At 60.6% G+C, this 12,823-nt stretch carries 6 protein-coding genes; 2 read left to right on the forward strand and 4 right to left on the reverse strand.

The genetic code is table 11. The features are described 5' to 3' along the window. Positions 1–1,350, forward strand: a complete 1,350-nt coding sequence (locus PMI27_RS22265; RefSeq protein WP_008157402.1) for a TolC family outer membrane protein — start codon at positions 1–3, stop codon at positions 1,348–1,350. A gap of 1,116 nt (positions 1,351–2,466) precedes the next feature. Here the strand turns inward: PMI27_RS22265 and PMI27_RS22260 are convergent. Continuing rightward, entirely contained in the window at positions 2,467–7,293 is a 4,827-nt protein-coding gene (locus PMI27_RS22260) for a glycosyl hydrolase family 28-related protein (RefSeq protein WP_008155454.1), read from the reverse strand. Positions 7,294–7,694: 401 nt separating this feature from the next. On the opposite strand from PMI27_RS22260, the gene PMI27_RS22255 reads away from it, so the two are divergent. Then, entirely contained in the window at positions 7,695–10,304 is a 2,610-nt protein-coding gene (locus tag PMI27_RS22255) for a bifunctional diguanylate cyclase/phosphodiesterase (protein WP_008155452.1), read from the forward strand. 19 nt (positions 10,305–10,323) lie between these two features. Here the strand turns inward: PMI27_RS22255 and PMI27_RS22250 are convergent, their stop codons facing one another. The 3 genes from PMI27_RS22250 to PMI27_RS22240 are packed head-to-tail and all read right to left on the reverse strand — an operon-like array spanning position 10,324 to position 12,823. After that, positions 10,324–11,187 carry a hypothetical protein gene (locus PMI27_RS22250; protein ID WP_008155450.1) on the reverse strand — a complete coding sequence of 288 codons (864 nt, stop codon included), beginning with the start codon at positions 11,185–11,187 and terminating at the stop codon, positions 10,324–10,326. After that, entirely contained in the window at positions 11,184–12,173 is a 990-nt protein-coding gene (locus tag PMI27_RS22245; protein WP_008155448.1) for an alginate O-acetyltransferase AlgX-related protein, read from the reverse strand. Before PMI27_RS22245 ends, PMI27_RS22250 begins: the two co-directional genes overlap by 4 nt. Further along, positions 12,170–12,823, reverse strand: a complete 654-nt coding sequence (locus PMI27_RS22240) for an alginate O-acetyltransferase AlgF (RefSeq protein ID WP_008155445.1) — start codon at positions 12,821–12,823, stop codon at positions 12,170–12,172. The genes PMI27_RS22245 and PMI27_RS22240 overlap by 4 nt, the downstream gene beginning before the upstream one ends.

Below are 12,823 nucleotides of genomic sequence, written 5' to 3' on the forward strand. Positions count from 1 at the left end.
ATGACCGATCGTTGTCGCTATCGCTCCCGTGCGTTGCTGGGTTTGTATATCAGTTGGGCCGCGATCAATCCCCTATGGGCCGCCGAAAAAGGCCTGAGCCTGACCGCGGCGTACGACGCCTCGCGCGCCAATGACCCGACCGTGCAATCGGCGACCCATGCCTTTGATGCTTCGAAGCAGGAAGAGGCGATTGGCCGCGGCGGCCTCTATCCGCAAGTGTCGTTGACGTCACGCTACGGCTACGGTGGGCGTATCGATGGCGGCGACGACAGCACCTACGTCAACAGTAATGATTACCAGGCAAACAACGTCACCCTGGCGGCGCAACAACCGCTCTATGACAAGGGGCGCTGGGCGGCGTATCAGGAGGGCAAGGCGCGAGGGCAGTTGGGTAACCAGCTATTCGACGTTGCCGGCCAGACCCTGTACGACCGGGTCGCCAAAGGCTACTTCGACGTCGCCCGGGCTGAAAACGAGATCAAGTTGATTGCCCAGCAAAAGGCTGCCATCAGTGGATTGGTGACGCAGAGCAAAAAGCTTTATCAGGGCGGCCAGGGTGCGATCACCGACATTGATGAGGCCCAGGCGCGGCTCGATCTCGTCGAAGCCCAGGAGACTGAAGCCCAGGCCCGCCGCGTGGCGGCGTTGCGGGCATTGTCCGGTCGCGCCAGCGTGCCCATCGATGACATCCAGCCGATGCGCGAAGAACTCGCCGCCGGTAGCCCGATCCCGCCGGAGCAGGATTTGCCGTACTGGACGGCGGTTGCCCGTGAAGCCAGCCCAGAGCTGGCAGCCCGGCTGGCAGCGGTGAAAGTCGCCGAGGCGCAAGCCGACAGTCAGCGCGCCGGGCATTATCCGACCTTGTCGCTGACCACCCAGCTAACCCGCCGGGAAACCCGCCAGTACCAGGAACTCGATCCGCGTCAGGACAGTTATTACGTGGGGGTGCAGCTGGATATTCCGTTGTATCGCGGCGGGGCGGTACGCGCCTCGGTGGCGAAGGCTGAAGCGCAACTGGCCGGTGCCCAGTCCGACTACGATGTGCAGCGTCAACAGTTGGCCGAGGACATCGAAGCCGATTATCTGGGCGTGGTGGCCGGGTTCACCAAGAGCAAGGCGATGCAGCGGGCGGTGGAGTCCAATCAGCGGGCCCTGACCTCGACGGAAAAAGGCTTTCAGGGTGGAGTGCGTTCCACGGTGGATATTCTTGATGCACAGCAGCGGGTGTTCCAGGCCCGCCGAGACCTGCTCAACACCAAACTCGACATGCTGCAAAGCTATGTAAGCCTGCACACCCACACCGGCCAGATGAGCCGCGGCGTGCTGGAGCAGGTGCAAAGCCTGTTCTGAGCCGCAGGGTTGCGACCAGGTTCAAGATTGACGCCTATCGCCACGAAATCAACCATGGTCAGTCAGGTCGAATGCATATCCTGTGGGAGCGGGCTTGCTCGCGAAAGCGGCGGGTCAGCTTGTATCAGTGCTGAATGTGTCGCCGTCATCGCGAGCAGGCTCGCTCCCACATTTGATCTGTGGCTGTCCTCGATTTTTGTGGCACTGCAAGTCCCCTGTGGGAGCGGGCTTGCTCGCGAAAGCGGTGGGTCAGCTTGTATCAGTGCTGAATGTGTCGCCGCCTTCGCGAGCAGGCTCACTCCCACATTTGATCTGCGGCTGTCCTCGATTTTTGTGGCACTGCAAATCCCCTGTGGGAGCGGGCTTGCTCGCGAAAGCGGCGGGTCAGCTTGTATCAGTGCTGAATGTGTCGCCGCCTTCGCGAGCAGGCTCGCTCCCACATTTGATCTGCGGTTGCCCTGGTTTTTGTGGCACTGCAAGTCCCCTGTAGGAGTGAGCCTGCTCGCGATAGCGGTGGGTCAGCTTGTATCAGTGCTGAATGTGTCGCCGCCTTCGCGAGCAGGCTCGCTCCCACATTTGATATGCGGTTGCCCTGGTTTTTGTGGCACTGCAAGTCCCCTGTGGGAGTGAGCCTGCTCGCGATAGCGGTGGGTCAGCTTGTATCAGTGCTGAATGTGCCGCCGTCATCGCGAGCAGGCTCGCTCCCACATTTGATCTGTGGCTGTCCTCGATTTTTGTGGCACTGCAAATCCCCTGTGGGAGCGGGCTTGCTCGCGAAAGCGGTGGGTCAGCTTGCCGCAGTGCTGAATGTGCCGCCGTCATCGCGAGCAGGCTCGCTCCCACATTTGATCTGCGGCTGTCCTCGATTTTTGTGGCACTGCAAATCCCCTGTGGGAGTGAGCCTGCTCGCGATAGCGGTGGGTCAGCTTGTATCAGTGCTGAATGTGTCGCCGCCTTCGCGGGCAAGCCCGCTCCCACATTTGATCTGTGGCTGTCCTCGATTTTTGTGGCACTGCAAATCCCTTGTGGGAGTGAGCCTGCTCGCGATAGCGGTGGTTCAGCTTGCAGCAATGCTGAATGTGACGCCGTCATCGCGAGCAGGCTCGCTGCCACACGTCAGGCTGTGAAATCGCTGGCATGCAGCTCCTTGACGCCCACCAGTTCAAACTCGAACTCGGGGGTGGCGTCGGCGTTGACACTGCCGTAGAGAATGCCATCGGCAAAGCGCAGTTGGCCGGTGGCGTTGGCAGGGTCGAAGGCGTTGCTGCCGATGAACGTGAAGGCGTCGATATTGGCGGTCAGCGGGTTGGCGTCCAGGCCGGTGAAATCCAGATGATCACCCTCGGTGGTCTTGAAACCGTTGACCACATCGCGCAAAGCCCCGACGCCCATGTCCGACAGCGCACCAAACGCGTAGGTGTCCGCGCCAGTGCCGCCGGTGAGGTTGTCGGTGCCTGCACCGCCGATCAGCCGGTCATCGCCCGAACCACCCACCAGCGTATCGTTGCCCGCACCACCGTTCAGAACGTTCGCGGCGCTGTTGCCCGACAGACTGTCGGCGTAGGCGCTTCCCGTCAGGTTTTCGATAAATTTCAGAGTGTCGAGCCCGGAACCCACGGTATTTTGTTGCGCTGACGTCGAGAGGTTTACGGTAACCCCGGAGAGGGCGCGTTCAAAGGACACCGTGTCGTTGCCATCGCGCCCGTCCAGCACGTTGTTGCCGGCTCCGGCGAACAGCGTGTTGTCCAGCGCGTTGCCCGTGCCATTGGCGGCGCCAGTGCTATCGATATACAGACGCTCGACGTTGTTGGCGAGAGTATGGGCCGCCAGGCTGCTGTGCACGCTGTCGATCCCTCCAGACACTGCATTGCTGTTGGTCTCGATCACGATGTCGTCGGCGTTGTCGACATAGTAGGTGTCGTTGCCATCGCCACCACTCATGCTGTCGTCCCCTGCAGCACCATTGAGCACGTTATTGGCGGCATTGCCGGTGATGAAGTTGTGCCGCTCATTGCCGGTGCCGTTGATGTTCGACGCGCCGGTGAGCACCAGGTTCTCGAGATTGGCGCCCAGGGTCCAGCTGACCGAGGCCTGCACCGTATCGATCTGCGAGGTCGAGGTGTTGGTTTCCACCACGCGGTCGGACGCGTTATCGACCACATAGATGTCATTGCCATCGCCACCGGTCATGGTGTCGGCGCCCAGTTTGCCATCCAGTGTGTCGTTGCCCGAAGTGCCCACCAGGGTATCCGCTTGGTCGGTACCGGAAATCATGTTCTGAGCGTTGTCGAAAATGTCCTGCACGCTGTTGTTGTCGTTAGGGTTGCCCTGGAAGCCAAGGTCACCGGCAATGTAGTCGGCCAGGCGCTGGCCAACGATCTCCGCTGACTCCTCGTGCAGGTGCCAGACGTCGTCGGGATACGCCTGCGGATCGACTTCGTGGCGCAAGGGGAGGTCGGTGTAGTCCACCGCCAGCTTGACATCGGCACGCTCGGCAGCGATGGCTTCCTGGGCGGCGCGGACATAGCCAACCCCCTCGACGATGGAGGCAATCTTCTCCTCCGAATAACCACGGGTACGCGCCGCGTCCTGCTCGTAGTGACCGGTTTCCATCATGTACACGCTGAAGTTGCCGAACTGGGCATGCAGGTAATCAAACACCTTCAGGGTCGCGGCCTTGTACGCCGCTGCTGCCGCTGCTTTGTCCGTGGCGCGGCCGATCTCCTGGGCGGCTTCCTCGCCCTGGCCCCAAATGATGCCCATGGTGACGTTATCGATGGATTGCAGTTCGGTGTGCTGGTCCCGCAGCAGCGTCACGGCGCGCAACAGCGCAGGCCCGGGTTGGTTGGTGTCGGTCAGCCACCAGCACAACTTGAGTTCCTCGGCGCTGAGAGTCGACAGGCCGGTGACCGTGCTGCCGCCCACCGCGATGTCGATGCCGTTCCCATCGGTATCGGTGAACTGGCTGCGCACGTCATAGGTTGTGTAGCGGTCCAGGTCGTTGACCAGCATCGAGGTGCCGGACTGATTGTCGTCCTCTGTCATGCGTAGCAGGCGTGCATTGGATTGGCCGAGGACGGGCAGGTAGAGGATGTCCTGCTGGGCGCGCTCGCCGAACACGAAATCACTGGCGGTCAGGGTGTTGAGGTAGTTGCCGTTGAGGGCGATTTCGAAGCGATTGCCATCGGCATCGGTCTCGGCGGATTTGATGTAAGTCTTGTCGCCGGCCGCGTTGAGGGTGATGTACAACGTGCCGTTGCTGCCATCGCCGAGGCCGACAAAGCCAAGGCCCGAAACATCGATCTTGTCGACGCCTGCGGTGAAATCATAAATCGTGTCGGTGGCCGTGACACCGCCGGTGTCGTAGTCGCGGTAGCTGTCGAGTACGTTGGTGTAGCGGAAGGTGTCGGCACCGTCGCCGCCGTACAGCGAATCGCGTCCGGCGCCGCCATCGACGATGTCCGCGCCGGTGCCGGCCTTGATGGTGTCGTTGCCACCGAGGCCGAGGATCAGGTCTGCGCCCGCCGTGCCGTTGAGGCTTTCGGCATTGTTGGTGCCGGTGATGGTGTTGGCGGGCGTATCGGCCACTGCCAGGGCGAAGCTGTCGCTGACCGATGCACCGGCCGGGTCCGTGGCTTTAACCAGCACGTTGTAATTGCCGGATGCAGTGCTGGTCGGCGTGCCGGTGAAGGTCAGGTTGGTGGCATTGAAGCTCAGCCACGCGGGCAGGGCGCTGCCATCGGCCAGGGTCGCGGTATAGCTGAGGCTGTCGTTATCCGGATCGGTGAAACTGGTGGTCGGCACCGCGTAGTTGAACGGGGTGTTTTCGGTCGCGTTCTGATCCAGCAACGCCGTTGCCACCACCGGTGCATGGTTGACCGTTGGCGACGTGGCGAAGACGAAGTTGGCGCTGGTCAGCTTGTTGAGGTAGTTGCCGTCCAGTGTCACTTCGAAGCGGTTGCCATTGGCGTCGGCGGTCAGGGACTTGATGTACGTCTTGGTGCCGGCACTGTTGAGCACCACGTACACGGTGTTGTTTTTGCCATCCCCCAGGCCGGTGAATCCAATGGCCGAGAGGTCGATCTTGTCGGCGGTGATATCGAAATCGGTGATCACGTCGCTAAGATTGGCACCGCCGGTGTTGTAGTTGCGGTAACTGTCCAGGCGATTGGAGAACGCAAAGATGTCCGCGCCAGTGCCGCCGGTGAGGGAGTCCATGCCGGCACCGCCGTCGAGCTTGTCGTCGCCCGCGCCGCCACTGAGGCTGTCGTTGCCCGCCAGGCCGAGCAGGGTGTCGGCCGAGTCGCTACCCGACAGCGAGTCGCTGCCGCTGGTGCCGGTGATCACACGATTGAAGATGAAATTGCTGGCGGTCAGGGTGCTGGCCAGGTTGCCCGAGAGAATCAACTCGAAGCGATTGCCGCTGGCGTCGGCATCGTAGTCCTTGATGTAGGTGCGGTCGTTGCTGGCGCTGTAGCTGACCTGCAAGGTGCCGCCACGGCCATTGCCCAGGCCGGTGAAACCGAGGCCGGCGAGGTCGATCTTGTCCTGGGTGACGTCGAAGTCGGTGATGGTGTCATCGAAGCTTGCGGTTGCGTTGCGGTAACTGTCGGACTGAGCGACGAACCGGAACGTATCGGCACCGGTACCGCCGGTGAGTTTGTCGATGCCTGCACCGCCCACCAGAATGTCGCCACCGGCCCCGCCATTGATGGTGTCGTTGCCGGCAACGCCGTAGAAAATCTCGCTGGCGGCACTGCCCAGCAGGGTGTCGTTGCCAGCCGTACCTTGCACGGTGGTCATCGGCACCGTGGCGCTGACGTAGCTGCCGTCACCATAGACTAGCGTGGCACCGTTGCTGGTGTGGCTGATGGTGTTGCCGATGATGGCGTTGCGATCAGTGCCGTCTTCATTGCGCTCCGCAACGCCGTAGGTCGACAGGTTGCTGCCAGTGATGATGTTGCCCTGGATCGTGTTATCGCTGCCGTTGAAGTACTTGCCGGACACGCCCAGGGTGTCGTTGTAGGACTGGATGATGATTTCCGGTACGGGGTTGCCCAGGGAGTTGTTGCTGAGCGTGTTGTCGATGATCTCGACGTGGTTGCTGCCATAGATGCGGATCCCGGCGCTGGCGTTGTCGTGAATCTCGACGCCGCTGACGGTCACCTCACTGGACATTTTGATCAGCACCCCTTCGGCGCCGTTGCCGTACACCTCGCCAACGGTGATGGTGATGTTGCTGGGGGAGGGGATGTTCTCGCTGCCGCGCTGCACCACGATGCCATTGCCGCCATTGTTGTAGGCAACGTTGTTGGTAAGGGTGAAGTCGTGGGTACTGGTGACGACGTTGAAACCGTGGCGGTCGTTGTCGTAGGCGACGTTGTTTTCGAAGGTGCTATCGCTGAGGAAGTCAGCAACGAAGCCGTCCAGGCCATTGCCGTGGGACACGCTGTTCTTGATGACCATGTTGACGGTCTGCTCGTGGGGGTCGAAACCGTACCCGGAGCAATCCTTGATCTCGACGCTGTCGAGGGTGACGTTGGAGTCGTAGCCTGCCTGGCCGGGAATGTAGCCGTTGAACCAACCGTCAATCTTGCCCGTGGTGTGATCACGGTTGCCGTCGATGGTGAGGTTGCTGACGCCAAAGTCGTGTGTTTCCTCGCCATAGGCGGAGCGGATGACCCCCGTGATCTTGGTGTCGGAGCCATCAGCCACTTTGACAGTGGTTGCGCCCATGCCATCGCCGTACAGGTAGACGTTGCTCTTGAGCATCAGGCAGCCGTCGGAGGGTTCCTCACCTCCCGAAACGATGTAAGTTCCGGTCGGCATATACACCTGCCCCCCACCTGCGGCGGCCGCTGCATCAATCGCACTTTGTATCGCCGCCGTGTCGTCGGTGATGCCATCTCCTTTGGCGCCAAAATTTTGTACATTAAAAATCATGAGCTTATCTCCGTATCAGCCTAAAACCTCGAAAGATGCCAATATTCCATCGACAGCCACCGTGTTATGACCCAGCGGAGCGCAAAAGTTGTGACCACATATCGGGGAAGTGTCAAAAAACCGAACCAACTGATCAGCGGTTGTGAGGTGTTTCGAGAAAATAACGTTCTGTTGACGCTCGCTCAGGTAGCGAACAAGCCCGCTCCCACAGGTTCTGCGGTTACCGGCGTCGCGCTCGAAAGCCCGGCCGCCGCAAAACAGAGTCAGAAAAAGTGAGCTGAAGCTTCAGGGTTGGCTTTGCTCGCAAGACTCGACCGTTGAGCGGTTGAAGACGATAGCGGGTCAAGGCATCGACAGTCGGGCCGATAAGGCCTGTAGTCGTTGTACCGCCTGGAAGCCCTATGAAAAGCAAGCCTCTCGACCCTCTGCCGCAGAAGCAAACCTCCAATCTTTCCCTGACCCGCATGTCATTGATGGCCTTCTCTTGTCTGTTGTTGTCGATCTTCCTGTTGGCCAGCACCTTGATTGTTTACATCGCCTTCGAGCAAAACCAGGACGCCGAGCGCCGCAGTCGCTTCTATACGGAAAAGGCCGTGCAATCCCTGGAGAAGTCGGTTCTTTTGACGATCAAGGACTACGCATTCTGGGGCGATGCCTACGAGCACCTGCACAGGAAGGTGGATATCGACTGGGCATTTGTCCGCCAGAATGCCGGCTCGTCGCTGTTTGAGGATTTCGGGTTTGAGGGCGTGTTTGTGATCGATTCGACCGATCGTACGGTGTACTCGGTCATCAATGGGCAGCTGGAATCGGTCACCGCAGAAGACTGGCTGAAACAACCCATCACCGCGCTCATCGAACGTGCACGCATTGATGTCGAAAGCGAAACACCCATCAAGGCGTTTCTCGATGTCGACGGCACCCCGGTGTTGGTCGCTGCCGCGCCCCTGACGCCGGGCACCAACCTCCAGGTCGAAACGGATGACAGGCCAGCCTCAATACTGTTGTTCGTCTCCAGGCTCGATGCTGCCCGACTGAGCACCATGGCCAGTGATTTCGGGATTGCTCAATTGCGCGTGGCCTCAGGTGATAGTGCTGCGCTCGGCACATCGTTTTTGCGCCTGGGGGAAACTGGTACGGCGGGCACCCTGCAGTGGACACCGGCGCAACCGGGGCATCGGTTGATGACCGTGGTGTTGCCACTGATCGGTATAGCGGGGCTGATTATCGGACTGATGACCTGGCTTTTTCAGCGCCGTACCACGGCGGCTGCGCAAGTGATGGATGCCAGTTACACCTCCCTGCAGGTCAGTCGAACGGCGTTGGCGGCCAGTGAGGCGCGGTTTCGTGATGTCGCCGAAGCGTCCTCCGACTGGATTTGGGAAATCGATACCGGGTTGTGCTTCACCTACCTGTCAGAGCGCTTCGAAACCGTGACGGGACTGCGCAGGGCCGAGTGCCTTGGTCGTCCTATCGATGACTTGCTGGTGTCTGATCAGGGCCCACTTTCCCAGTGGTTGAAAAACCACTCGCGACGGGCCAACGCCATCTTGCAATGCAGTTATCTGTCAGGGGACGGGCAAGCCAGGATTTTCCGTCTTTCCGTGCGAGAAATGGAGGGGCTGGGCTATCGCGGCACGGCCAGCGATATCACTGAAGAAGTGGCAGCCCGCCGACGGATCGAATACCTGTCGCAACACGATGCGCTGACGGGCCTGGCGAATCGCGCCCGGATGCAGGAATTCCTCGATGGCAAACTCAAGGCTGCGCCGACCCTGAGTGATCCGTTGGTCATGCTCAGCGTCGACCTGGATCGCTTCAAACCGGTGAATGATTTGCTCGGGCATGCCGCAGGCGATCAGGTGCTCAACGAGGTCTCCAAAAGGCTAGGGCAGTGCTTGCGCTCCGACGACCTGGTCGCGCGAATCGGTGGCGATGAGTTTGTGCTGGTGGTGGCGAATATGGTTTCTCAGGATGAGGTCGAGCACCTGTGCCAGCGCCTGATCGACTGCATCGAACAGCCGTTCCAGATTGATGAGCATGAGGTGTTTATCAGTGCCAGCATCGGCATTGCCATGGCACCGGCTGACGCCACCCTGGCCGACGAGTTGCTGCGCTATGCCGACATCGCGCTGTACGAAGCCAAGGATGCTGGACGCAACACCTGGCGTTTTTACGCGGGCGACATGAATGCCCGAATCCTCGATCGTCGTCAGTTGGAAAGCGATCTGCGTCACGCGATCAAACATGATGAGTTGCGTCTGCACTTTCAGCCGCGCTATCAGATTGCAGGCAGAGTCATGGCCGGTGCCGAAGCGCTGGTACGCTGGGAGCACCCGGTGAGAGGGCTGTTGTCGCCCGACGTTTTCATTCCCATTGCGGAAGAAACCGGGTTGATTCTGCCGCTGAGCAACTGGGTGCTGCACACCGCTTGCAGGGCCGCGTCGACCTGGCCTGAAGAACTCTTTGTCTCGGTGAACCTGTCGCCGACAGAGTTTCAGCGTGGGCAGCTGGTGTCCAGGGTTCAGGCGGTGTTAACGCAGACCGGTTTGAATCCGGCCCGGCTGGAATTGGAACTGACAGAGAATGTCATGCTCGACGACGCCAAGGGCGCACTGCAGATCATGCACGACTTGAAAGCCTTGGGAGTTCGCCTGGCAATGGACGATTTCGGCACTGGGTACTCGTCATTGAGCTACCTGCGTTCATTTCCTTTCGACGGGTTGAAGATCGATCGCAGCTTTATCTCCGGGCTGGCCGCCAGCGGTGACGATCAGTCGATCATCGAGGCCATCGTCGGGCTGGGCAGGGCACTGTCGCTGACAGTCACGGCGGAGGGAGTGGAAACGATCGAGCAACTTCAGGCGTTGCAGGATGCCCGGTGCGATGAGGTTCAAGGGTATTTCTTGAGCCGGCCTATGGATGCGCAGGCGATTGGACACTTGATCGGCGTCCACGCGAAGCATTCAGGGCTGCGAACGCTGGCCGAAAGCGCTTGCGCTGAAAGTTGACACGTCAGCGGCGCACGCTTTACTGCACCATTTGCTCAACCAACTCTGGCGTCACGTAGTGCGGCCCGTCGAACAGGTAGAGCGGATATCCGTCATAGGCCGCCAGTTGCGGTTTGAGCTCGGCAGCGGTCGCGGAGCGGAAGCCGCCGCCAAAGTTGGGGCGGAAGGCTTCGACGATGATCCGCACACGATCTTTGCCCAGGCGCTGGCTCAGAGCGTCGGCGTAGGTTCGCGCGACCGGTGCAGTGCGGGCGTACACGCCGACACCGTCCTGGAAGAACACGCCGATGTCGTCCGGCAGCCATTGCTTGAGCCATTCGGCGGTGGCGACGGGGCCGATATTGGCACCGTCATAAACGCTGATCCACAGCGGTCGCGGCAGCTTGGCCAACAACGCGGGCAGTTCTTTGGCACGGGTCCAGCTGGGGTCGACTTCAGCCGGGAAATACCAGCCGGTCACGTGTAACGGCGTAGGCAATTTGGCGATCCGTTCCGAGACTGCGGCCAGCTGTTCGATGTTGTCCCGTGAGCGGTTCTCGCTGAAATAACCCGCCAGCCCGAGGATCACATCCTGCGCCCAGGGTGCCTTGGCGATGCGCGCCCAATCGGGCAGCACCGGTACGGCGGGCAGGTCGGTACCGGGAACGAAGGCCTGATCGTCGACAACCGTCCATTGCACCAGCAGCTCACGCGCTCCCAGTTTTTCCCAGTGTCCGCTGATACCGACGGTCTTGTTGTCCGGCTGCCAGACGATGCCGACAATCCCCGGGTCCAGGGCCTTGGTTTTCGTCACGTAGAGCATGCTGGTGCCTACGCCGACGGTGACTGCAAACAACAGGGCCGCAACGGTCGCACGACTGGCGGTGTAGCCGAAAATGTTCACGGAAGTGCCTTTTGGAGACGTTGATGCCATTGGCTCAGCGAGGTGACGCCTTTGGCGTTCCAGTTGGCCGCCGCATCAGGGCCAAGGTGGAACTGGCCCTCGTTGAATTGCCAGACGATCACTTGCGGCTTGTGTTCGGCAAAATCCGCCGACTCCAGGTATTGCAGCAGCGTAGCCCACGGACCGACGTCGCCAGGGTTCCAGGTCAGTGCGACGGGACGGTCCAAGGCATTTGAGAGCTTCTGCGTAAAACCCAGGTAAGGCTGGACAAAGCTGTTGCCGATCACTTGGACCGGTGCCGGCGCATCGTCGATCAGCAAGTCGTTTTCGGCCTGATGGCGAACGGTGTAGATGTCGCGACCAATCGCCTTGCGCTTGATCGCTGGCAGAAAATTACTGGCCAGGTCGCCGAACGCGCGTCTGTCGAACCATTGGCCCAGCGCCGCGCCACCACCGGGGTCACCTTGCAGGCGATAGCGCTCGGTAATCAGTTGCGCCGTGGCGTCTGCGGTGTTTTCGGCGCTCCAGGCTGTCCAGTGGTAGTCGGCGCGGTAGAACGCGGTCTGTTTGCCTTGCTCGGTCCGTTGCAGGATCGGCTTGATATTCAGTGTGGTCAGACCTGCTTGGGTCAAGTCGTTTTGCAGGTGGTCATAGCGCTGCATCACGGCCACGCTCAAGGGTTGATCGACGGGCAGGCGCTGAGCATAAAACGGCGCTTTCATCGGCACCACCAGCACCACCAGCCCAATGTGTTCGCGTTGAAGTTGCTGCTGGAGTTCCCTGACCAGTGCAATGCTGCGGGCAGTGCCGGTGTTGTCGACCTTGCTCAGGCTTTCCCAGGCCGGGAATAACCAGCCACCGTTGCCGGTGATCACCGCCGAGGCCGCTTGAACGCCGGTGCCTGACAGGCTCGACAGCAGGCCAGCGATCATGGCGGGCATCGACAATCGACGGATAAAACGTTCGGGTCTGGATTGAAGGTTCATGGGGCGGTCTGGTCGACAAGGCCAATCAGCCGTGGAGCCTGGCGGGAGCCGATCAGGAACAGGCTATAACGATCACCGGCTTTGAAGGGCGCCAGCTTCAACGGCAGGCTCGCGTTCTCATTGCAGCTGGCAATCAGCGTCGCCTGCACCGGGTTGATCGTGCGCTGGGCTTGTCCGTTGAACGGCAGCTGGTTGAACACAGGAGCACCGTTGGCGAGTTTGACCTCGGCCTTTTCGCAACCGTTGGCCAGGTTGTAGACATTGAGTTCGGCGCGCAGGTCTTTACCGCGCAACGGCGGGTCGATGACCAGGCGTGGCGCCCGTGCCGGGTCGCTGTCGAGAATCAGCGTAACCCACGCACTTTTTGGTGCGCTGAGGCCTTTTATCTCGCGACCATTGATGCTCACCTGTAGCGGCTGCAGCGAGTCCACGACCTGAAACGGGCTGGCCAAGGCGGTTGAGGCGGCAAGGGCAAAACTCGGGCCTTGGCCGACCCGGACCTGCATGGCGGTATCGGACGGATTGACCACCCGCACCCAGGCCGAACCCTCGGGCAGTTTCGGCGCATACAGCTGGGCGATTTCAGGGGCCGCTTGTGCCCCCATTGAGACCAGGCCAAGACCCAGCCACAAACACATTCGAACGTTCAT

The organism is Pseudomonas sp. GM41(2012) (genome assembly GCF_000282315.2).
In the GTDB taxonomy this organism is placed as follows: domain Bacteria; phylum Pseudomonadota; class Gammaproteobacteria; order Pseudomonadales; family Pseudomonadaceae; genus Aquipseudomonas.

Coding starts and splice junctions, on each gene's coding strand:
- PMI27_RS22265 (WP_008157402.1), top strand. CDS start 1: ATGACCGATCGTTGTCGCTATCGCTCCCGTGCGTTGCTGGGTTTGTAT.
- PMI27_RS22260 (WP_008155454.1), bottom strand. CDS start 7,293: ATGATTTTTAATGTACAAAATTTTGGCGCCAAAGGAGATGGCATCACC.
- PMI27_RS22255 (WP_008155452.1), top strand. CDS start 7,695: ATGAAAAGCAAGCCTCTCGACCCTCTGCCGCAGAAGCAAACCTCCAAT.
- PMI27_RS22245 (WP_008155448.1), bottom strand. CDS start 12,173: ATGAACCTTCAATCCAGACCCGAACGTTTTATCCGTCGATTGTCGATG.
- PMI27_RS22240 (WP_008155445.1), bottom strand. CDS start 12,823: ATGAACGTTCGAATGTGTTTGTGGCTGGGTCTTGGCCTGGTCTCAATG.